18 protein-coding genes are annotated in these 21,648 nt (G+C 71.3%); 4 read left to right on the forward strand and 14 right to left on the reverse strand.

The window, feature by feature from the left end:
- Positions 1-624: 624 nt before the first annotated feature.
- Positions 625-1,026, reverse strand: a complete 402-nt coding sequence (locus tag ACWV17_RS32160) for a heavy metal-responsive transcriptional regulator (protein WP_455362437.1) — start codon at positions 1,024-1,026, stop codon at positions 625-627.
- A 104-nt stretch (positions 1,027-1,130) separates the two neighbouring features.
- Between ACWV17_RS32160 and merB the strand changes: the two genes are divergently transcribed.
- Complete coding sequence (gene merB, locus ACWV17_RS32165) at positions 1,131-2,132, forward strand: organomercurial lyase (RefSeq protein WP_455362438.1); 1,002 nt, start codon at positions 1,131-1,133, stop codon at positions 2,130-2,132.
- Positions 2,133-2,488: 356 nt separating this feature from the next.
- On the opposite strand, the gene ACWV17_RS32170 is transcribed toward merB, so the two are convergent.
- From ACWV17_RS32170 to ACWV17_RS32180, 3 genes are all read right to left on the reverse strand, one after another.
- Positions 2,489-2,797 (reverse strand): hypothetical protein, encoded by a 309-nt coding sequence (locus ACWV17_RS32170; RefSeq protein ID WP_455362439.1) that lies wholly within the window; start codon positions 2,795-2,797, stop codon positions 2,489-2,491.
- A gap of 276 nt (positions 2,798-3,073) precedes the next feature.
- Positions 3,074-4,726 (reverse strand): amidohydrolase, encoded by a 1,653-nt coding sequence (locus tag ACWV17_RS32175; RefSeq protein WP_455362440.1) that lies wholly within the window; start codon positions 4,724-4,726, stop codon positions 3,074-3,076.
- Positions 4,727-4,757: 31 nt separating this feature from the next.
- Positions 4,758-6,167: a purine-cytosine permease family protein gene (locus ACWV17_RS32180; RefSeq protein ID WP_455362441.1), complete on the reverse strand. Its 1,410-nt coding sequence runs from the start codon at positions 6,165-6,167 to the stop codon at positions 4,758-4,760.
- Positions 6,168-6,321: 154 nt separating this feature from the next.
- On the opposite strand from ACWV17_RS32180, the gene ACWV17_RS32185 reads away from it, so the two are divergent.
- Complete coding sequence (locus tag ACWV17_RS32185; RefSeq protein WP_455362442.1) at positions 6,322-6,924, forward strand: TetR/AcrR family transcriptional regulator; 603 nt, start codon at positions 6,322-6,324, stop codon at positions 6,922-6,924.
- A 43-nt stretch (positions 6,925-6,967) separates the two neighbouring features.
- On the opposite strand, the gene ACWV17_RS32190 is transcribed toward ACWV17_RS32185, so the two are convergent.
- From ACWV17_RS32190 to ACWV17_RS32200, 3 genes are all read right to left on the reverse strand, one after another.
- Positions 6,968-7,192 (reverse strand): hypothetical protein, encoded by a 225-nt coding sequence (locus ACWV17_RS32190; protein WP_455362443.1) that lies wholly within the window; start codon positions 7,190-7,192, stop codon positions 6,968-6,970.
- Positions 7,176-7,436, reverse strand: coding sequence for a DUF6400 family protein (locus tag ACWV17_RS32195; protein ID WP_455354742.1), 261 nt, complete (start codon positions 7,434-7,436; stop codon positions 7,176-7,178). The genes ACWV17_RS32190 and ACWV17_RS32195 overlap by 17 nt, the downstream gene beginning before the upstream one ends.
- A gap of 286 nt (positions 7,437-7,722) precedes the next feature.
- Positions 7,723-8,808 carry a S1 family peptidase gene (locus ACWV17_RS32200; RefSeq protein ID WP_455354627.1) on the reverse strand — a complete coding sequence of 362 codons (1,086 nt, stop codon included), beginning with the start codon at positions 8,806-8,808 and terminating at the stop codon, positions 7,723-7,725.
- A gap of 261 nt (positions 8,809-9,069) precedes the next feature.
- Between ACWV17_RS32200 and ACWV17_RS32205 the strand changes: the two genes are divergently transcribed.
- Positions 9,070-9,936, forward strand: a complete 867-nt coding sequence (locus ACWV17_RS32205) for an alpha/beta fold hydrolase (RefSeq protein WP_455362444.1) — start codon at positions 9,070-9,072, stop codon at positions 9,934-9,936.
- 31 nt (positions 9,937-9,967) lie between these two features.
- Here the strand turns inward: ACWV17_RS32205 and fxsT are convergent, their stop codons facing one another.
- The 5 genes from fxsT to fxsA all read right to left on the reverse strand — a co-directional run bounded on the left by fxsT (position 9,968) and on the right by fxsA (position 18,657).
- Positions 9,968-13,903, reverse strand: a complete 3,936-nt coding sequence (fxsT, locus tag ACWV17_RS32210) for an FxSxx-COOH system tetratricopeptide repeat protein (protein WP_455362445.1) — start codon at positions 13,901-13,903, stop codon at positions 9,968-9,970.
- Positions 13,887-15,326 carry a TIR-like protein FxsC gene (locus ACWV17_RS32215; protein WP_455354624.1) on the reverse strand — a complete coding sequence of 480 codons (1,440 nt, stop codon included), beginning with the start codon at positions 15,324-15,326 and terminating at the stop codon, positions 13,887-13,889. Before ACWV17_RS32215 ends, fxsT begins: the two co-directional genes overlap by 17 nt.
- A gap of 72 nt (positions 15,327-15,398) precedes the next feature.
- Positions 15,399-16,166: an aminoglycoside N(3)-acetyltransferase gene (locus ACWV17_RS32220; RefSeq protein WP_455362452.1), complete on the reverse strand. Its 768-nt coding sequence runs from the start codon at positions 16,164-16,166 to the stop codon at positions 15,399-15,401.
- Positions 16,167-16,203: 37 nt separating this feature from the next.
- Entirely contained in the window at positions 16,204-18,483 is a 2,280-nt protein-coding gene (gene fxsBH / locus ACWV17_RS32225; RefSeq protein ID WP_455362446.1) for a radical SAM/SPASM protein FxsBH, inactivated beta-hydroxylase extension form, read from the reverse strand.
- Between the two features lie 9 nt (positions 18,484-18,492).
- Entirely contained in the window at positions 18,493-18,657 is a 165-nt protein-coding gene (gene fxsA / locus ACWV17_RS32230; protein ID WP_455354621.1) for an FxSxx-COOH cyclophane-containing RiPP peptide, read from the reverse strand.
- 227 nt (positions 18,658-18,884) lie between these two features.
- On the opposite strand from fxsA, the gene ACWV17_RS32235 reads away from it, so the two are divergent.
- Entirely contained in the window at positions 18,885-19,781 is an 897-nt protein-coding gene (locus ACWV17_RS32235) for a DUF4231 domain-containing protein (protein ID WP_455362447.1), read from the forward strand.
- A gap of 25 nt (positions 19,782-19,806) precedes the next feature.
- On the opposite strand, the gene ACWV17_RS32240 is transcribed toward ACWV17_RS32235, so the two are convergent.
- Together ACWV17_RS32240 and ACWV17_RS32245 are read right to left on the reverse strand one after the other, a co-directional pair.
- On the reverse strand, positions 19,807-20,286 hold the full coding sequence (locus ACWV17_RS32240) for a hypothetical protein (RefSeq protein WP_455354619.1): 480 nt from the start codon (positions 20,284-20,286) through the stop codon (positions 19,807-19,809).
- A 173-nt stretch (positions 20,287-20,459) separates the two neighbouring features.
- The gene (locus tag ACWV17_RS32245; protein WP_455354618.1) at positions 20,460-21,359 is read right to left on the reverse strand and encodes a S1 family peptidase; all 900 of its coding nucleotides are present in this window, start codon (positions 21,357-21,359) and stop codon (positions 20,460-20,462) included.
- Positions 21,360-21,648 lie beyond the last annotated feature (289 nt).

Genomic DNA, 21,648 nt, shown 5'->3' on the forward strand with positions numbered 1-21,648 from the left:
CAGACCCACACCGTCACCGAACGCGGCACCGGCGTCCGGACCATCCGCACCACCATCGACGGCACCGTGACCCTGGCACGCCGCCCGAAGAAGACCACCCGCCGCCTGCGCCGCCAGCGCCGCGCGGACAGCGCCACACCCCGGCCGGCCGGGACCAAGGCCACCCCGGGCAAGGGACACCCCACCCCCAGCAGACCCACCAGTCCTCCCCCGCGACACGCCCGGCATACCACCGGATGCCACCACACGACCCCACAGGCTTCTTCCCGCCGTACGCCCGACGTGCGTACGGTCCCCGCCACCACCCGCACCCGGGTGGTTCAGCGTCCGGCGGGGCATGACACCCCGACACCAGCCGCACCCGGGCCGGTGTCAGGTCATGGAGTACCCGCACCCGGTAACCGCCCGGAAGACCGTCTTCCCACCGGCTACCAGGCGCGGCTCTCACGCAGAACCTGTCGGCGGCGCACCCGCGCCGCCCAGCGGACCGGCTTCCACCACCTGCACGCCACCCGAGTCCACCCCCTCACCCCGAGGTTCGGACCCCACGATGGCGACCGCACACGGCCACGCCGCGCCCGGAAAGCCTGGAAACCCCAGGCACACACAGAGTTCTAGAGACGCTCAGCGGTCCTGTCGGAGGATCCGGCAGATGTCGGCTTCGGTGCAGGACCGCGGGTCGGTCTCGGCCGCGCGCTGGGCGAGACCGCGCAGCGCGGTGCGCGTCTTACGGAGTTCGGCGAGGCGTCGGTCGATGTCGTGGAGGTGCCGGTCGATGAGCCGGGTGACGTGGTCGCAGGGTGCTTCACCGCTGTCACGCACGGCCAGAATGCCGCGGATGTCGGCGAGGGTGAGTCCGGCGCTCCGGGCGTCCCTGACGAACGCGAGCCGCTGCACGGCTTCGTACGGGTAGTCGCGGTACCCACCCGAGGTCCGCGGCGGCGCCGGGAGGAGTCCGGCCTGTTCGTAGTAGCGGAGGGTCTTGGTGGTGAGTCCGCAGGCGGTGGCGAGTTCTCCGATGCGCATGCCCCCAAGCTAGCTCTTGACCTTCCAGTGCGCTGGAAGGTCTAGCGTCGGGCCTGGAAAGGCAGGAACGGGGAGAGAAGAGCAGGGAGCGGGAGGACGCGTACATGCGGATCACGGTGCTGACGGTTCCCGGTTGCCCGAACGCCTCGGTCGCGCTGGCGCGGATCACGGCCGCGCTCGTCGGCCGGACGGCGTCGGTGGAACACGTCGAGGTGCACGACGAGGCCGAGGCCGCCCGTCTGGGCATGAGCGGCTCGCCGACCGTCCTGGTCGACGGCGCCGACCCGTTCGCCACAGCCGGGGCGGCGCCGAGCTTGTCGTGCCGGCTGTACCGGAGGCCGGATGGCACGACGGACGGAGCGCCGGGCACGGAGGAACTGCGGCGAGCACTGGCCGCCGCGGTGCTGCCGTACGAGGCGGACGAGGCGGACGACGACAGCGAGACGCGGGACGACTGGTGGGCGCAGGACGTGCTCGACCCGGTCGGGCGGGCCGGTCTCGGCCGCATCGCACCGGTCAAGGGCGGCCTGCGGGCCGTACATCAGGCGGTGCTGCGGCACTTCGCCGAGTTCGGCGGCCCACCCGGCCCGGCTGCTCTGGCACCGGTCGCGGCCGGCTTCGGCCGGACGGCTGAGGAGGTGCTGGCCGAGCTGGACCGCGAGGACTTCCTGACCGTGGACGGGAGCGGGCGGATCCGCGCGGCGTATCCGTTCTCCGCGGTGCCGACCGCGCACCGGGTGCGGATCACCGGTGGGGCCGGGGTGTGGTCGATGTGCGCGATCGACGCGCTCGGCATCCCGGCGATGCTCGGCAAGGATGTGGTGATCTCCTCCGCCGACCCGGTCACCGGCGAGCCGGTCACCGTGACGGCCGAGAACGGGCAGACGGTGTGGGAACCGGCAGGAGCGGTGGTGTTCGTCGGCCGCCGCGCATGCTCCGGTCCGGCGGCGGTGGTCTGCTGCGACGCCCTGAACTTCTTCGCCGGCCGGGCCTCCGCCGAGGAGTGGCGGGATCGGCATCCGGACGTGCGCGGGAAGGTCGTCGGCCAGGCCCGGGCGGAAGACCTGGGGAGGCGGACGTTCGGCCCCCTGCTGACCGAGGGCTGACGCGCATGCTCCCGGTCGGCGAATGCTCAAGCACGCGGTCGGCGCGCAAGTCGGGCACGCAGGCGCGGCACACGGCGGGCACGCCACGTCGGTCAGGCGCGGCACGCGGTCGCAGCCGAGGCGACACACGCAGTCGCGGGCACGCGGCGACACGCGCAGTCACGGCGAGCGGCGGACACGCCACGGCGGCGGCGGGCACGCGCGGGTGCGCAGGCGCGGCACGCGGTCAAGCGCGGCACGCGGTAGCAGCCCGAGGCAACGCACGCAGTCGCGGCGCGCGACAACGCACACGGTCGCGGCGCACAGCGGACACGCCACGGCGCAGGAGCGGCACGCGCGGCACACGCGGCACGCGGTCAGGCGTGGGCGGCTGCGCCGCCCGGGGGGTCTTCCGGCAGCGGGAGCGCGATGCCCCCGCTCGGTGGCCGGGGCTTCGGCCGACGGGGCTCCCGGACCCCCGCGCCTCCCGGCCCGAGGGCCGGACCGGCGCGGGACGGACCGAGCCGGACCAGCCGCAGGGTGAGGGCGAGCCAACCGAGGGCCGTCACCGTGGCGACCGGCCAGGTCAGCAGCAGCATGCCGGCCGCTCCGCCGCCCGCCGACAGACCGATGACCGCGGCCGAGACCAGCAGGGACCAGCGGAAACAGCCACGGTAGGTGATCACGGTACGGCCGAGCCGGACGACTCTTCGCGGCCCCTGCCACACCGTGCAGGGCCGCCGTCCGCATCGCATGCATGACGCACACCGAAGCGAACCACCGGGCCCGTCCAACCCGCCCGTCCCGTCCAACCCGCCCGGCCCGCCCGGCCCGCCCGGCCCGTCAGAACAGTTACCGGCCACTGCGGCCTCCGTCCAGAGCTGCCGATGACGCTCACCGTCAAGGGTGTGCCCGAGCGGACCGGCCCGGCAAGGGGCCGGGAGCGCCCCCGGAGGACACCGTCACGCCCGGTGCACCACCTCTCCCCCCACCACCACCGTCTCGGCGACCGTGCCCGGGATGTCCTCGGGGGCGGCCCGCAGGATGTCCCGCGACAGCACCACGAAGTCGGCGAGCTTGCCGACCGTCAGCGAACCCCGCTCGTCCTCCAGGAAGTTGGCGTACGCGGAGCCCATCGTGTAACCGTGCACCGCGGTCTCCACATCCACCGTCTCCTCCGGCTGCCAGGGCTCCCCGCCGCCGAGCGGGCGCCGGGTCACCGCGGTGTAGATGCCCACCATGGGATCCATCTCGGCGACGTTCCAGTCGCTGGAGAAGGCCAGGACCGCACCCGAGTCGTGCAGGCTGCGCATCGGCCACGCCTTGTGCCAGCGGTCCGGCCCGACGTTCTCGGCCCAGTCCTGGCCGGGGCCCGCGATCTCCGGGGCACAGTGCCTCGGCTGCATACACGCGACGACACCCAGCTCCGCGAAACGGGGCACATCGGCGGGGTCGAGGCATTCGACGTGGACGACCTGGTGGCGTGCGTCGCGCGGGCCGCCCAGCCTACGGGCGTGCTCGACGGCGTCCAGGACCGTACGGATCCCCCGGTCGCCGGTGGCGTGCACGAAGCACTGGAAGCCGCGCGCGTCCAGCTTGGCGAGCAGCCCCGCGAACTCCTCGGCCGGATAGAAGGTCTCGCCCCGGTGCTGGCCGCAGCCCGTGTACGGCTCCAGCAGCGCGGCCGTACGCGGCTCCACCACATCGTCGATGTAGAGCTTGAGCGGGCCGACCCGCAGCCGGTCGTCGGCGAACCGCCGCGCCGCCGCCGCGAAGTCGTCCAGGTCGGCGTCGGTGGTGCCGCGCGGGTGGAAGAGGGCCGCGACGATCCGGGAGCGCAGCCGGCCCTCGGCGCGGGCCCGCTCGAACAGCGCCAGGTCGTCGAGGGAGTTCTGCGGCTCGACGACGGTCGTGATGCCGTACCCGATCGCGTCGTCGAGGCTCTTGGCCAGGCGGCCGTACTGCCGGTCGGGTGAGGCCCACGGCACGCCCAGCTCGCGCAGCGCCCGGTGCCCGTCGCGCGAGAGCCCCTTGACCGCGAAGTCCTTGATGAATCCGGTGGGTTCACCGGTGACCGGGTCGGTCTCGGCCTCCCCGAAGGGCAGGCTCGTACGGTCCCTGCTGATCCCGAGGCGGCGCAGGGCGGCGCTGTTCAGCCAGGCGGTGTGCACGTCGTAGCTGAGGACGAAGGCGGGGGTGTCGCCGGTGACCGGGTCGAGATCGGCCGCGCCGGGCATCCGGCCGCCGGGGATGGCCGAGTAGTCGAAGGCCTCGGCCTCGATCCACTCGGCGTCGGGGTGGGCCGCGTGCCAGGTCCGGATCCGCTCGTGGATACCGGCGAGGGTCCGTACGCCGGCGAGCTGCACGCAGGCGTCGTCGGAGCCGAGGCGGACATGGTTGTGGGCGTCGATGAAGCCGGGCAGGACCAGTCGCCCGCCCGCGTCGAGCACCTCGGTGTCCGGCCCGGTCCAGTCGGCGGCGCCGCTGTCCGGCCCGAGCCAGACGATCCGGCCGGCGCGGACGGCGAGCGCCTGCGCCTCGGGCAGCGCGGGGTCGACGGTGTGGATACGGGCACCGGTCAGGACGAGGTCGGCAGGGGCGGTGGTGCGGGTCATGAGGGTGAACTCCAGGGCTGGTGCGGGTGGTTCAGACGGCTCGGACGGTCGTACGACGGCGGGCGAGCGCCCAGTAGACGAGCCCGGAGACGACCGAGCCGAGCAGGGTGAGGTCGGCGCCGCCGAGCGGTGCGACCAGCGGGCCGGTCCACAGCTCGGAGTCGCAGGTGAGCGCGGCGAAGAGCATCCCGGCGAGCAGCGCGGTCAGGCCGGCCGGATGCCAGCCGCCGCGGTACCAGTACGCCCCGTCGCGGCCGGCGTGCAGGGCGCCGGTGTCGTACCGGCAGCGGCGCAGCAGCATGTCGGCGAGGAAGACGCCGCCCCAGGGGGCGAAGACGATGATCAGCAGGGACAGGAAGGACAGCAGCGACGCGGTGAAGTCGGTCAGGAACAGTGCGCCGAGGGAGCCGAGCGCGGTGACGGCCGCGCTGATGACGATGGCCCTGGCCCGGCTCCAGGGGATGCCGAGAACCTGGAGGTTCAGGCTGGAGGAGTAGAGCGTGATGATCGAGTTGGTGACGGAGCCGCCGAGGACGAGAACCAGGAAGAGCGGCTGGAACCAGCCGGGCAGCAGCTTCTCGGCACCGGCGACCGCGTCGGTCATGTCCGTCTGCGTCGCGGCGGCGACGCCCGCGATGCCGAGGGCGACGGAGGAGAGGAAGCCGCCGAGCGCGCCGCTCCAGGTGATCGAGCGCAACGTGGTGGTGCGCGGCAGGTAGCGGGTGTAGTCGGCGGGCATCGGCAGGTACGAGAAGGGGCCGGCCAGCATCACGACGAAGGCCAGGCTCCACCCGGCCGCACCGGGCGCGGCCGCGGGGGCGCCGGTGTCGGCGCCGGGCAGCACGAAGACCAGCAGGGCGGCGAAGCCGACGGCCAGGACGTACGCCATCCAGCGCTCGGCGAACTGGACCGTCGCGTGCCCCCACATGGCCACGACGAAGGTCAGGGCGAGGGTGATCAGGAGCGCGAGGGCGCGGGCGGTGTCGCCTCCGCGCCATCCGAGCTCGGCGAAGAACACTTCGAGGGCGAGAGTGCCGACCACCGTGTTGACGATGGTGTAGCCGATGCTGACCACCCAGTTGAGCACCCCGGCGGGGTAGTTCCCGCGGATGCCGAAGGCGGCGCGGGAGATGACCAGGGTGGCGGTCCCGGTACGGATGCCGCTGAGCCCGGCGGCGCTGATGGCGAAGAAGGCCAGGCCGCTGACCACCACCACGGCCGTGGCCTGCCAGAAGGACAGGCCGAAGGCGACGGCGAGGGCGCCGTTGATCACGTAGGTGAAGGTGAGGTTGGAGCCGAACCAGAGCCAGAAGAGGTCCTTCGCGCTGCCGTGCCGTTCCTCGTCCGGGATGGGGTCGATGCCGTGTGTCTCGACCCGGAACACCTCGTCGCTCGCGACTCCGGTACCGATGGTGCCCGTGGCTGTCTGCTGCTCGATCATGCGCGCCTCGCCCCTCCTCTGAATCTTGAATGGCGTTCTAACTCTTTGAACAGCATTCAAGATGCGGGGTGACCCGGCCCACCGTCAAGACCCCGGCGAAAACCCGCGAGGATAGGGTCATGGCGAAGAGCGGCAGGGACGGAGGGCGGAGCCAGTGGCAGGGGCGGCACGACGACGCGACGGGCAGATCGCCCAGGAGCGGATGCTCGAGGAGGCCATGGCAGCCATCGCCGAGGACGGCCTGGCGGCGCTGACCATGTCCGCCCTCGCCGAGCGGCTCGGCACCAGCGGCGGCCACATCCTGTACTACTTCGGCAGCAAGGACCGGCTGCTGCTGGAGGCACTGCGCTGGAGCGAGGCCGTACTCAGCGAGGAACGCAGGGCGCTGCTGACGCGCCGGGTGACGGCGGAGCGCAAACTCGACCTGTTCCTGGAGCTGTACCTGCCCCGCGGACCGCGCGACCCCCGCTGGACGCTGTGGATCGAACTCTGGGCGCGCATCCCCTCGAACGAGCAGTTGCGCCAGGCGCAGGAGGAGATGGACCGGGGCTGGCAGGAGGACCTGGAGGCACTCCTCACCAAGGGGGTGGCCCAGTCACGCTTCGCGCCGATGGACGTACCGTCCCGCGCGTCCGAACTCCTCGCGCTCCTGGACGGGTTGAGCACCCGGGTGGTCCTGGCGCAGCAGAACGCCGACCGCCACCAGGCCCTCAAGGCGGCCCGCTCGGCGACGGCCCGCCTGATCGAACGTGCCTGAGCGAACGCACCTGAGCAAACGCACCCGGCCGAACGCGCAGGCCCTAGGAGGAGCTCGCGCCGCGCCTGGTGTCGAGTGACCACATGTGGGTGCAGCCGGGGCACTGGAGATGGACGACCGTGCCCTTGTTGGAGATCAGGTAGCGCCAGTGGTCAGGGCAGTTGCGCCGGTCGGCGCAGGTGGCGCAGTCCCGTGCGTCGTCACAGCCCGGGCAGGGCACCCAGGCGCGGCGGGCGATGTCCGCCTGCGGGTCAATGGGCAGCCGCACGGCCCGGCTCCCCTCCGGGAAGGACGCCGGCGGCCACGAGCATGTCGTACGTGCGCTGCTGGTCGGCGTCGAGGCCCGAGTAGAGCAGCGCGTACGCCTCATCCTCGGCGCGCAGGGTGGCCACCGGGTCCCAGTCCGGTCCGAGCGCGGCCACGACCTCGGCTCGTCGCCTGGCCTCCTCGAAGGTCAGGTCGATGGCGAAGGGTATGTGGTCGGGTGCGGCGCGGTCCTGGTCCTGGTCCATGGCGAGACTTCCGGTGGTGCTGGCGGGGTCTGCCACGTGTACCAGAGGGCCGCTGTCCCGTGAAGCGGCGTCCAGGAGGGCGCCATCCGCCGGCCCTCCCCGAGCGCCCCTTCACATCCGGACCAAAACCCCCATACCTCACCCGTGGCGGTGGTGAATACGGGCAGGTTTACCCGGCTTCCGGGCGCAGCGCCCCATTCGTACTGCTGTGACGCACTTCATTGCCCGGGACCACGGGACGCGCCCCGCCCCGGTCGGTCCGGGGCGGGGCGCGATGCGTGCGGGTTCAGCCGATTTGAGCGCCGAAGGCGGCCAGCGCCTCCGGTACCGGCTGGAAGAACGTCTCGCCTCCCGACGTGCAGTTGCCGCTGCCGCCCGAGGTGAGGCCGATCGCCGTGTCGCCCGCGAAGAGCGAGCCGCCGCTGTCACCGGGCTCGGCGCAGACCGTGGTCTGGATCAGGCCTTCCACGATGTCACCGTTGCCGTAGTTCACGGTGGCGTTCAGGCCGGTGACCTCCCCGTCGTGCACCTGGGTGGTGGAGCCGCTGCGCGTCACCTGCATACCGACGGTCGCCTCGCCGGCCCGCGCGATCTGCTGCGCGCTGCCGTTGTACAGGTTGACCTCGCTCGGGTGGTCGGTCTCGGCGGTGTACTTGACCAGCGCGAAGTCGTTGCCCGGGAACTGCGAGTCCACCATCTCGCCGACGGCCGCGCCGCCCTGCTGGTCGGACCACTGGCTGCCGGTCTCCCCGCAGTGCCCGGCGGTGAGGAAGTGCGGCTCGCCGTCCTTGACGACGTTGAAGCCGAGCGAGCAGCGTCCGCCACCGGTGTGGATGGCGTCGCCGCCGGCCACGAAGGGCTTGAACTCCCCTGCGGTCCGCTTCAGTTCGGCCTTGGAGCCGAGGCTCTTGACGACGCCGGCCAGCTTGGCCCACTCCGTACTGTCGACCGTACGGTCCGCGGTGACGCGGATCTTGTTCGTGACCGGGTCCACGGCCCACGAGGTGCCCGGGATGGTCGCCTTGTCGCTGAGGGTCTCGCGGGCGCTCGTCAGCTCGACGAGGGAGTTCTGCACGATTCTGGCCTTGCCGCCCGCCTCGCGTACGTCCTGGGCGGCGCTCTCGTCGACGACGTTCACCACCAGGGTCTTGCTCTCGGCGTCGTAGTACGCGCCGGCCGTGCCCGCGCCGAGGTCTTCGGCGAGGTCGGACGCGAGGCTCCCGGCCGCGGTCGCCGACAGCGTCCTGACCGTGAACCGGGGGGCTTCCTCGCTGGCGTTCGCCGTCTGCAACGTGACGCCGGCGCCGACAAGCGCGACAACGCCCGCCGCTGCGATGACCGCACGTCGCTTCGAAATGCGTCGGTGCTTCAAGTGGTGACCTCCTGTGGGGCCGCACCCGTGGACAAGTGGGGTGTCACGCGAGTACGGAGGACATGAGACGCCCACTATTCCGATACCGCTCGGTAGCACACAAGGACGAGTTCAGGACACGCACACGACAACCACATCGCGCACGCTTTGTGTTGATTACCTGTCACGATCCACGGGAGTGGCCTTACGCGGACGGCCCGCACCGGGGACAATCGCGACCGGGGACCATCACGGCAGGACTTCGGCGAAGGGGGGCGGGGGGTGCGTAGTCAGGTGCGCGCCGCGGACGGGCGGCATCTGATGGTGGAGCGGTTCGGGGACCCGCGCGGCAGGCCGGTCTTCCTGCTGCACGGCACACCCGGCAGCCGCCTCGGCCCCGCCCCCCGCGGCATGGTGCTCTACCAGCGCCGGATGCAGTTGATCGCCTACGACCGTCCCGGTTACGGCGGCTCCGACCGGCTGCGGGGGCGCAGCGTCGCCCATGTGGCCCAGGACGTGGCGGCGATCGCCGACGCCCTGGGCCTCGACACCTTCGCGGTGGCCGGGCGCTCGGGCGGCGCCCCGCACGCCCTGGCCTGCGCCGCGCTGCTGCCGGACCGGGTCACCCGTACCGCGGCGCTGGTCGGGCTCGCGCCCTGGGACGCGGACGGCCTCGACTGGTTCGACGGCATGACCGCGTCCAACGTCCGCGAGTACTCCACCGCGGCGGTGGACCCCGAGGAACTGGCCGCCCGCCTCATCCCGCGTTCCGACGCGATCCGGAAGGACCCGGGCCGGCTGCTGGACGAACTGCGCCGCGAGCTGACCGACAACGACCGGATGATCGTCTCCGACGCCGGGCTGCGCTCCATGCTGCTGCGCAACTACCGCGAGGGGCTGCGCACGTCGGCGTACGGATGGATCGACGACGCCATCGCCTTCTGCACCCCGTGGGGCTTCGATCCGGCCGACATCACCTGCCCGGTCCTGCTCTGGCACGGCGAGCAGGACGTCTTCTCGCCGGTGGGCCACTCCCGCTGGCTGGCGGCGCGCATCCCGAGCGCGACGGCCGCGTTCGAACCGGCCGCCGCGCACTTCGCCGCCCTGCACGCCCTCCCGCGGATCCTCACCTGGCTCCTGCGCGACTAGGGCCTGTCCGGCGGATCAGATCGAGTAGGGATCACACCGCCAGCGGTTCGAGATCGCGGTGCACCCGCCGCTCGTCCCGCGCGATGCGGGTCAGCGCGTGCTCGTCGCCGAGCAGCCGCTGCAACTCGTCGACCGTCTCGGCGCGCAGCCGCTGCGCCTCCTCCTTCCGGCCGAGCGCGTCGAGGGTGACCGACATGTTCGAGGCGCAGGCCAGCGACTCCGGATGGTGCGCCCCCAGCACGTCGCGCAGCAGATCGACGGCGCGCCGCTCCGTGTCGAGGGCCCCGTCCAGGTCACCCAGGTCCGCACGGGCGTTGGCGAGGTTGATGGTGGTGAAGATGGTGTGCGGGTGGGTGTCCCCGAGTACCTGCCGCATCACCCGTACCGCCGATTCGAGCAGCGGCTCCGCGGTCTCGGGAGCGCCACAGCCCCAGTGGTAGATGCCCAGGTTGTTGAGGGCGGCGAGGGTGTACGGGTGCCGCTCCCCCGGCACCTTCCGGTACTCGTCCACGACCTCCTGGGCCAGATCCCGCGCCCCCACCGAGTCCCCGGCGGCGAACAGGTCGGCGGCCAGGTTGAGGTCGCAGGCGAGCGAGTCGGGGTTGGCCGAGGTGTACTTGGCGCGGTAGCGGGCGCGGGTGGCCGTGGTCAGCCGGTGCGCGTCCTCCAGCCTGCCGGCCCGGCGCAGCGAGACGGCGAGGCTCTTGGCCGCGCTCAGCGTGCCGGGGAACGACTTGCCGAGCTGCTGCTTGTACACGGTGTACGTCCTGCTGAGCAGGTTCACGGAGTCCTCGTACCGCCCGACCTCCCGCAGGTCTCGGGCCAGACTGGTGGCCGAGGAGAGCGTGTACGGGTGCTCCGGGCCGAGCACCTCGGTGCGCCGGTCGAAGACGTCCTGGTCGATCTCGCGGGCCCGGGAGTACTGGCCGACCATGCGCAGGTTGAGCGCCAGGTTGTTCGCGGCGGCCAGCGTCCGCGGATGGGACTCGTGGAAGATCTGGCTGAAGCCCTCGTGCGCCTCCCTGGCCAGTTCTATGGCCCTGCCGTACTCGCCGAGGGTGCCGAGGTCCATGGCCAGGCCGCTGGTGGTCATGTACGTGTGCGGGTGCGAGGGTCCGAGCGCTTCGCGCTGCCGCTCCAGCGTCACCTCGTCCAGCTCCCGCGCCTCCACGTAACGCCCCTGTGAGCGGAGGATGTTGGACAGGTGGAACCGCAGGTAGAGGTACTGCAGATCGCTGTCGCCCAGCATCTCCTTCCAGGTCTCGCGCAGCTCGCCGCCGAGGGCGGAGGCGGCGTTGAAGTCACCGCGCTTCCACAGATAGCGCACCCGGTCGATCAGCAGCCGGCGGGTCTCCGGGTCCTTGCTGAAGCGGGCTTCCGACGGCGTGAGATGCGGCCAGATCGTGGCGAAGCGCGGCCACGTCTCCGGGTTGTCTATCGGCTCGTCGTCGTCGGGGCGGGCGCCCGCCAGGACCCGGTGGACCGCGGCCCGCGCGTCCGCCTGCTCCTCCTCGGACAGCTGGGCCCGGATGACGGCCTGCACCAGGCGGTGCACCTGGATGCTGTTGCCTACCTGGTCGACCTTGGCCAGCGCGAACCGGCCGATCTCCCGGATGACCCGGCCCAGTACGAGCTTCTCCTGCAGCGAGGCGTCGTACGGCTTGAGCGCGTCGATCATCTCCTTGCTGTAGAGGAGATTCGCCGAGATCGGCTCGGGGGCGAAGAAGGCGCAGAGCTGCAACAGCCGTACCGCCGCGGGCGACCGGCTCTGCAGCCGGTCTATGGAGACGTTCCAGGTGGCGGCGACCGGCTCCGGATAGCCGGCCGGCTGGTTGAGCGCGAGGACCCGGGCGGCCTGCTGGGCCAGCTGTTCCAGATAGGCCGCGACGGGCGTGGCGGTCTCGGCGATCCACGCGGCGGCCTGCTCGACGGCGAGCGGCAGGTCACCGACGGCGGTGGCGACCTGGTCGGCGTCCTCCTTGGTCAGCCCGGGCGCGCGCCGCTGCAGATGCTCGATGGACTCGGCGCGCAGGAAGACGTCGACGGGCAGCGCGTCCCCGTACTGCGACCAGGTCTGGTTCCGGGAGGTGACCAGCACATGGCCGGGCCCGCCCGGCGGGAAGAACCGCTTGAGCTGCTCGGGGTCGTCGGCGTTGTCGAAGACGAGCAGCCAGCGCGAGGAGGGCACGCCCCGGCGCAGCAGGTCGATGGCCTCCTGGGAGGCGGCCGCCATGTCCTCGCCGCCCTGGGCGCCGAGCCGGACCGCGAGTTCGGCGAGGCCGGCGACCACATCGTCGGTCTGCTCGGAGGAGATCCACCACACCAGGTCGTAGTCGGCCATGAAGCGGTGCACGTACTCCAGGGCGACCTGTGTCTTGCCGACACCGCCGAGTCCGTACAGGGTCTGCGGCTGCGGCAGCACCACCGCCATTCCGCCGCCCAGCTGGTCCCGCATGCGCTCCAGTACGACACTGCGGCCGGTGAAGCCGGGGTTGCGGGGCGGCGCGTTCCAGATCTTCGGCACCGTGCCCGGGAAGCGTGGCCCGGGCGAGACGTTGTCGGCGATCTGGACCGGCCGCTCCAGCGCGCGCAGCAGCGCGTTGGTGGCGTGCACCTCGTCGAGCCGGAACAGGTCGACCGGGTTCCGGTCGATGTACGGCGTGGTCAGCCGGACATCGCCGACGCGCAGCGGCAGCAGATGCCGCCGGGCGCCGGTGGGGTCCTCGGCCGCGGCGCGTTCCCAGACCTCCACGGCCCGGGCGGACTTCAGGTACGCGCTGGACAGCAGGACGACGGTACGGGCAGCGCTGTCGGCACCCGCGCCCGGCGGGCCGGACGGGCGCGGTTCACCGGAGACGTCCCGGGGGACGACCCGGAAGCCCGCGCGGGTGAGCACCGACTCGATCCAGTCGGCCCACATCCGGTTCTCGGCCACATAGCTGAGGAACAGATCGGCGGGCAGCGCCGGCCGGCGGCGGGTGAACGCGTCCCGGATGCGCAGCCTGACGTCCTCGGCAATCGCCGGCATCGAGGTGATCTGCTGGTCGGTGACGACGGCGGTGAGCCGTTCGAAGGCGGAGAGCAGCGAGTTGGTCAGCCCGGCCTCGTCGCCGAAGGTGGCGAGCGTCTCCTCGTACGCGTAGTACGGGCGGTACGGGATCTCCACCGCGCCCCAGTACGAGGTGAGTTCGTCCCCGGCGAGCCCGTTCGGGAAGCGGTCGAACTTCAGCCGTGCGAGGGCCCGCCCGGCGTCCGCCTTCTCCTTCTCGCCCTCGTCGATGCGCATGGGGACGGGAAAGATCCTGATGCCCCGGTCGCCGTAGCGCTCGTCGATCTGGCGGGCCACCGAGGCGGCACCGTCGATGGACTGGTCGCTGAGGGTGAAGCAGTCGACGAGGACGTCCGGCAGGTGGACCGTGCAGATGTCGGCGATGTCGCTGAGACCGGTCCGGCTGTCGATGAGCACGTAGTCGTAGTTCGACTTCATGTCGTCGCGCAGCGCGTCGAAGAAGTGACCGCCGCCGAGCCGGTCGTAGAAGTTGTCCCAGTCGAAGGTGGAGACGGTGGCGGAGTACTCGCGGTTCTGCCGTCCGGCGGAGACGAAGTCGAGGGTGCCTCCGTCGGGGAACTCCCAGCCCAGCGCCTCCGGAGCGAGCGAGACGGCGTGCGGCTGGATCCGGGCGTAGTCCCGGTGCCAGTCGTCGGCGCGCTGCACGGGGCTGGTCGCGGCCCAGGCGTACTCGGTGATCAGGTCGATGACACCGGTGGTGGCGCCGAGCGTGGAGGGGTCGAGGAAGGGGTGGAAGAAGCGGTGGAGGCCGGGGGCCTCCAGGTCCCAGTCGACCGCGAGGACGCGCTTGCCGTTCGCCGCCAGGATCCAGGCCGTGTTGGCCAGGGCCATGGTGCGGCCCGTACCTCCCTTGTACGAATAGAAGGTGACGATGCGTCCGTCACGACCGGCTGTCATCCGTGTCCTCCGCATCGGGGTCGAGGTCTTCGTCGCTGTCATGAGGTTCATGAGAGCCATGTGGGTCATGAGGGTCATGGGGGTCATGCGGCGGGCTGTCCTGCATCCAGGAGCGCGGGGGGCGGTGCGGCGGACTGTCCGGCGCCATGGGGCCGACCAGCCGTGGCCGTTCGGTGTGTCCTCCCCCGGCCGGCGGATAGACCTGGGCGTGTCTGAGGAACTGCTGCGCGGCGGCCTCCACCACCTGCGGGAGTATCTGACCGAAGGCCTCCATGCTGGGGACGCCGTTGGCGGCGGCCCGGCACGCGGCTCTGCCCTGACTCATCTTGGTCGGCATCGTGTCCTCGAGCCGATGGGCCAACTCGCTCTCCTTCGACCGGCTCTGGTGGTCGAGCCGGTTCCATGGCACGACCACGCTCACCCACGGCCGGGGGTCCTGATCGAAGGCGGCGAGCCGCTGTCTGCGCTCCTCGTCGGCCACCGCCCAGCGGTCGACGAGCAGGATCTCCGGTTTGGTCGGCGGCTGCTTGTTGTCGAAGTGCCCCGCCTCCTCGTCGAAGGAGGCCATGGTGGTCTGGTAGTTGAGCGAGCGCACCAGGTCCTCGGCGACGTAGGCGACCGGCCGCTGGGACACCGGGTGGTAGGGATTCCAGTCGAGGGCGGAGTCCCCGTAGTACTCGGAGCTGCGGCCCTCGGGCAGTTCGTGGCGGTTGGCGGCGGCGACCGTGACCTGCATGGTCCGTGACCCGCCGCTGGGACTTCCGAAGGCGCTGGGGGCGAGCCGGTAGTCGACCGGACGGCCGGGGCCGAGGCGGGCGGTGTCGGCCACCCGGACGATCCGCTTGGCCAGTTCGTAGACCGCGCGTTCGTACTCCTCGGCGAATATCCGGAGCTTGATCAGTCCGTAGAGGCCGTCGGTCACATAGCGGTCGCCGAAGGTGCCGTGGTTGAACTGCAACCGCTCGGCGGGGCCCGGCAGTTCGTCGGGCGGTACGGGCACCCACAGCGCCGGCACGATCGCCTCGGCCGGCTGGTTGCTGAGGGCGCTGTGGTGAATGGCCCGCTGCGCGAAGGCGTACCACTCCTTTCCGCACATCTCGCTGGCGAAATAGCGCGGCGAGAACAGCGGTACGAAGACCCGGCACGAGGCGAGGACCGCCCCCAGCCGCTCCGACCAGCCCTCGCCGGAGCGTATCTCCCGGTCCATGAAGCCGGCGGGCGCGCCGGCCGGGAGGTCGGTCAGCGCCATGACATGGCCGCAGAGGTCCCGGAACAGCCGCTCGACCCACATGTCGGGATCGGGACCGCCGGCCCCGTACCTGGGCGTATGCGCGTAGCTGAGAAAGAAGTACGGCCGATGGTCCGCCGCTCGCTGCTGTGCGTGCACACGACCCCCGTCCTGTGATGACCGCTCACATCGCATGGAATGAGGAAGATGCGAGGAAGAACATCATTCCCGAGCAGCCCCCGCCGCATCCCCTCAACGTTCAGTCAATCAACGCCTGTTTTGAGTCATCCAGGCAACAGCGTGGTCAACCGCGTCCTTGATCGAGAACAGCATTGCGGTTGTTCCTCCCAGTTGTCCGGTGCGCAGCGCGGAAACCGGGAACGCCGCTCCGATCTCCTGGAAATCGCTGTCGTCCAGCTCCACATCCTTGTACGTGACCCATACCGCCCTCCCCCGCAGGTTCACCACACATCGGTACTCGCGCAAGGGGGTGAACGGAATTCGGTATTCCGCGAGATGGAAAGCGGAACAGACCGCGAATCCCACATTGATCATCAGCACCTGGCCCCCCGTACGGAACAGCGCTCCCAGCGGCGATTCCTCCCCGAGATGGCAGTCCTGTCGATGCTCGGCGAGCAGTTCCCTCGCGTCCGCGCCGACTGCTGCGAAGGAGGTCTGCGGATGAGCGCTGCGGACCGCGCCGGGGGCCGTCCGGACGGCTTCGGCCAGCCGGCCCATTCCCTGGCTCGGCGTCCGCTCGGGATCGAAAGCGGGCATGTTCGCACGGAATGCCCGGATCTGCTCGTCGGTCATTCCCCGGATCTGGGCCAGATGGGCCGAGGAGGACGCGGAATTCTCCGCGGTGAAGGCGGGCACCATCAGCGTGCCGTCCTGCCCGAGGACCTCCCGCAGCGCGTCGCGTACGGCGGCAGCCCGGAGCCCCGTGCCACGCAACGAGGCGTGCGTGAGCACGCTCGCCCCGGCGCGCAGGCCCAGCGTCCGCAGATCACCGGCCAGGGCGGCCGTGTCATCCATGTGCCGCCGGCCCAGGTGCCGCTCTCCCGTGTGCCGCTCACCCATGCGCCGCCTCCTCCAGCTCGGTCCACAGCCCGGCCAGCAGAGCCTTCCCGCTGCTGGTGAGCTCGGCCGCGCGGCCCAGCCGCTCCATCACCCGCCGCGTGTCGTCCACGTTCCCGCGCCGGCCCGGGGGGACCTCCGCCCCGGCCGCCCGGTACGCCGACACCGCCACCCGCTCGTACACATCCGCCAGCACCCGCGACACCGGCACCGGCCGCCCCCGCCACGGCACCTCGTGCACCCACTCGCCGTCCAGGGCGTACAGATCGGCCACCTCGGTCAGCGCCCGCAGCCGGGCCCGCCGCCATCCCGTCAGCAGCGCGAGGGCGGTGGCGTCCACGCCGTACGACACGGCGACACCGAGCGCGCCCGGGCCGTGCCGGCCCACCGAACCCGCACCGTCGGGCTCCTCCTTGTCCAGCGGTGTCAGGGTGGTCAGACCGGCGGCCGCCTCCCGTGCCAGGGCCGGTACGGCCGCGGCGAGCAGCGCCCACGCACGGCCGAGCTTCGCCTGCCAGTCGGCCGCCTGCCGCTCACCGAGCCGCTGGTGCAGGGGCATCGCGAAGCAGTCGCGGTACGGGTCGACGTCGTCCAGCGCCAGACCGGGCACCCCCTCGGCGGCCAGCCTGCGTACCGGCTGCCAGGGGGCCGCGTCCCGGCCCGCCGCGCCGGACCCTCCGATCCGCCACTCCTGCCGTCCGCTGCGCACCAGAAAGCCGCCCCCGCCGGTGGCCCGTACCTCCGCCCAGCCCCGCTCCCCCGGCGCCGCCGGCCGTAACCACCCCAGCGTCGGCAGACTGAGCCGGCCGTCGACGTACGGCACCCGCACCGGCACCTCCAGCTCCCCGCTCACCACCGCTGCGGCGGCGACGGCGGCCAGCTGCCCGGCGGGATCGGCCTCGCCCGGCCGCCCCTGGTGTACGGCGTCCAGCGCGCCCAGCAGCCAGCTGCGCGTGTACGGGTGGTCCAGCACCGGGTCGAGGGCGTCGGAGGTCTGTTCGATCTCGGTCAGCAGCGCCCAGGCCCGGTCCCAGTCCTCACCGCCGCCGCGACCAGCGCCGCCGCCCATGTCGTGGTGCAGCCGGGCGAGCAGTGTGCTCGTCAGTTCCTGCTGGGACGCGGCCAGCTCCGCCGGGCCGGACAGCTCGGGGGCGGTGGCCGTACGGGCGGTCCTGGCCTCGATCCCCTCGATCAGCGCCTTCAGATCGGCGCAGTGGACCGAGGGGTTGTCGAAGCCGGAATCCGGCCGGTAGCGGTGGGTGTAGAGGCCGCCGCCGCACGAACGTACGACAGGGCATTCCCGGCACTCCTTGCTGACGCCCGCCAGGCCCAGTTGCCGGGCACGCACTCCCGGATGGGCCGCGACCTGGTCGAACGAGTGGGAGAAGACGTCGAAGCCGGTGGCGGCCGCCCCGTCGTAGGCGCTCTTGAGCGAGTCCACCTGCTCCAGGGTTCCGTCGGTCTCGACGACGACCAGGTCGGTGGGCGCGAGCCCCAGCGACTCGGTGAGGCTCGGGCCGCCCGCGAGCGTGCTGAGTACGGAGGCGAAGAGCCGCACCGGAACCGGCCGGCCCTGCCGCTCCCAGCGGTCGAAGATGCGCAGCAGCCAGTCGGCGTACGGGGTGCGGGAGCCGTCCGGCCTGGCCGGCGGCGTCTGCCAGGTGGCGTGCGGCAGCAGGTAGTCGATGCGCGGCGGGTCCAGCGCGGTCAGCGCGTCATGGACGGCGAGCGGGTCGTTGGCCACGTCGACCGTGCAGAGCAGGCCCAGATAGAGGTGCCGGTAGCGCTCCTCGCGGAGCAGGTCGAGGGCGCGCAGCACCAGCGGGTGGCTGCTGCGGCCGTCCGCGAAGCGGCGGTGGCGGTCGTTGGCCGCCTTGTCGCCGTCGAGCGAGATGCCGACCTTCACCCCGTACTCGGTGAAGAGGTCCAGGAAACGGCTGCTCAGCTGGAGTCCGTTGGTGTGGATCCGCAGGTCCAGCCCGGCCACGCCGTCGAGCGCCCGGGTGAACTCCTCGCAGACCAGACGAAGTCTCGCGGGCCCGGCAAGAAGAGGCTCCCCCCCATGGAGAATCACCGTGACGGAGGGGAGCGCATGTGCTCCGGCGTGCTCGGCCAGCCGCGACGCGGTCCGGGAAATGGCCTCTTCAGAGATCACTTTCGGACGAGCGCGCCAGCTCTGATCCGCATGTTCGTAGACGTAGCAATGATCACAAGCAAGATCACATCTGCTGTGAACCTTGAGAACGATCTCGCGAAATGCGATCAGGCCGGCCATTCAGCCAGTCTAGAGCGCCGAGTTGAACGTCGGAGCCTGCACAGGACGGCCGCTTGCCGCCGGAAGTACCCGGCCGAGCTTCGCCGCGGCGGAAGCGCTGTGGACGTCGATCTGGGCCAGGGGCACACGACGCTTCTTCGCAGCGGCGAACGAAGGAGTTGCAGAGGTCTTCACGGCCGTCCTTAGGGGGCATGGGCATGGTAATGACAACAGCGACGCTGTAGTGTCAGCGTGGACTTTACTCTTCTGCGCACTGTTGGCAACTGAAGCACGAGACCTGATACACGAGCGTTGTGCGGGGCTTGCGCCAAAAGACCGAAGGCATGCATTCCGTCAAAAGAGTGAGGCTGAAACAGCAGACGGGGGTGGCTGTGACGGAGTTTCCCGGCCCACTGCAGAGCATGGTGTTCCGCAACGACGACCTTCCGGCCCTGTTCCATCACACCGACAGCGCCGCGATCTCACGTCAGCTGGAATCCACCCAGGCCACCAGGACCCAGCTACTGCTGCTGGTGCTGGCGGCGGTGGCGGCCGCGCTGCCGTGGAGCGTCGAGCTGGGAGCCCTTCAGCTCTTCGGCGCGCTCAGCGCGGCGGCGTACGCGGGTGTGCTGGTGCTCAGCTTCCGGATCGCCCGGCGCCGAGCCCGGCCGCAGTGGCAACTGAACCGGTCGGCCGCCGAGTTCATCAAGTCCCTGTGCTGGCGGTACGCCGTGCACGGTGCGCCCTTCGAGACGGACACGGCCGATCCGGACGGGCTGTTCCGCAGCCGTATGGACGCGGGCCTCCAGGAGCTGCGGAAGATCGGCTGGCTGGACCCGCGCGGGGAGGCCGGCTCGGCGGCCGGCGTGGAGATCACCGCTGCCATGCGGGAGTTACGGGGCCGGGCGTACCACGTCCGCAGGGAGACGTACGTACGTGACCGGCTGATCGAGCAGCGCAACTGGTACCGCCGGCGGACCGAGGTGTCGCGGAAGGCGACCACGACATGGGCCGCGTCCATCGCCGTACTCACCTTCCTGGCCCTGATGTTCGCCACCCTGCGCGCCTTCGGGGCGGGTCCGTCCACGAACCTCGCCGGGCTGTTCTCCGCGGCGGCGGCGGCCGGTATCGCCTGGAACGAGGTCAGGCGCCACCATCCGCTCATCGAGGCGCACTCCGTGGTGGAACGCGACCTTTCGGCCATGCTGGTCGCGATGCAGACCACGGTCACCGAGCCGCAGTGGTCCGGCGCCGTCTACGAGACCGAGCGGTACGTCTCGCCTCAGCACACCGACTGGCTCGCCCGGCACAGCAGTTGATCCAGCGTCAGGTGTCACCGGCCAGTCAGATGCGCCGGACGCCCTCGCACCAGACGACGGTCACGGGTTTGCCGAGTGCACGTGCGTACTCGACGATCTCCGCCGTGCCGCCACGGCCCCGTGCCGGAAGGCCGTCCCACACCGCGACCAGCCGGTCGCAGTTGTCGGCGATATAGGTGCCGGCCGCGTAGTAGGCGTCATCGCTCGAGTGGCTGAAGGCCATCCGGATCTCCTGAGTGGCCCGGCTCTTGAGCGCACGGTAACGGGCGAGTTCGCCGGGGTCGTCGAATCCCTCCTCGTAGTCACCGCTGGGAATGACGACCGTGAGGTCCGCCCCGCCCTCCAGCGCGATGTCCGCGAACAGCTGGTCCGCGCCCGCGGCCAGGCTCGACAGCGCCTCCATCGGCCCGTCATGACCGCACAGCACGGCACGCAGCGCGGCGCGGACCTCGTCGAGCGCCTCACCCGGAATGATCCTGTGGCCTGTCACCCCGATGCGCTTCATACCTGACAGCCTCCCCCCGGAACCTCCCTGTGCATCCTCTCAAAAGGGCGCAAGACGTCCAGGGGCGGCGCGAATGGCGAGAGCCCCCGCCCGGCGCGCGCCGGGCGGGGGCTCTGGTGCTGCTGGCTGTGACCTGTCGTGACCGTCGACGGATCCACTGAAGCGGGGAAGGATCAGTAGACGCTGACGCCGTACGCGCTCAGGGCCTCGGTGACCGGCTGGAAGAACGTCGTACCGCCGGAGGAGCAGTTGCCGCTGCCGCCGGATGTCAGGCCGATGGCGCGGGTGCCCGAGTAGAGCGGGCCGCCACTGTCACCGGGCTCGGCGCACACATTGGTACGGATCATGCCGTAGACGATGTCCCCGCCGCCGTAGTTGACGGTGGCGTTGAGGCCGGTGACGCTGCCGCTGTGGGTGCCGGTGGTGGAACCGCGGCGGGTGACGGACATACCCACGGTGGCGTTGGCCGCACTGGTGATGTCCTGGTTGCCGACCGTGCCGGGGCGCGAGAGCGAGGTGTTGCTGTACCGGACCAGGCCGTAGTCGTTGCCGGGGAAGCTGGAGCCTGCCGTCGGTCCGATGCTCGTGGTGCGCGAGGAGTTGGTGTACCAGGGCGGGTTGCCGTCGGTGCAGTGGCCGGCGGTCAGGAGGTAGTACGTGCTGCCGCTGCGGACGTTGAAGCCGAGCGAACAGCGCCAGCTCGTCGCGTAGATCGCGTCGCCGCCGGAGATCAGCTTGGAGAACTTGCCGGGCGTCCGCTCGATGCGGAGCGCTCCGGCATTGGCTCCGGCTTCGCGCTTGATCTGGGCGATCTCGGACTTCGAGACGGTGCTGTCGGCTGTGACGACAAGGGTGTTGGTGGCTTTGTCGACATGCCAGGCGGTACCGGCCACGTCGGCGCGGAGCACCGACGCACTGGTCTGGGACAGCTGGGCGGCACTGTAGGTCCCGGCCTGTTCGGCGCTGGCGGTGGGGACGGCGAGTGCGGCCACTGCGACAAGGCCGGTTGTCACGGCGAGCAGCCGCGTTCGTCTCGCCATACCGCTGCGGGGGGTGGTGCGCTTGATCCTCACTTCTCGTTCCTCCCGAGGGGAATCGGGGGCCCGTTGTGGGGTTCGGGGCCCGTGAGGCGCAGCCGGGGACACGTCCGGAATCCGGACACGCCGTGCCCCTGACAAGCGCTGCTCGGGAGTATTCGCGTCGTCAACCAACGTGCGCAAGGGCACCTTTCGGCCGACTGTGCGCAGGCACACCCAGGCGCCCCGGCGGCTCGTCCTGCCGCCGGGGCCGCCGACTGCCGTCCCGTTCGTCTCAGGAATCGGACGGTTCAGCGGTCGGGACGGTTCCGCTCACCGTCCTGCC

It is taken from the genome of Streptomyces mabaensis (assembly GCF_053763515.1).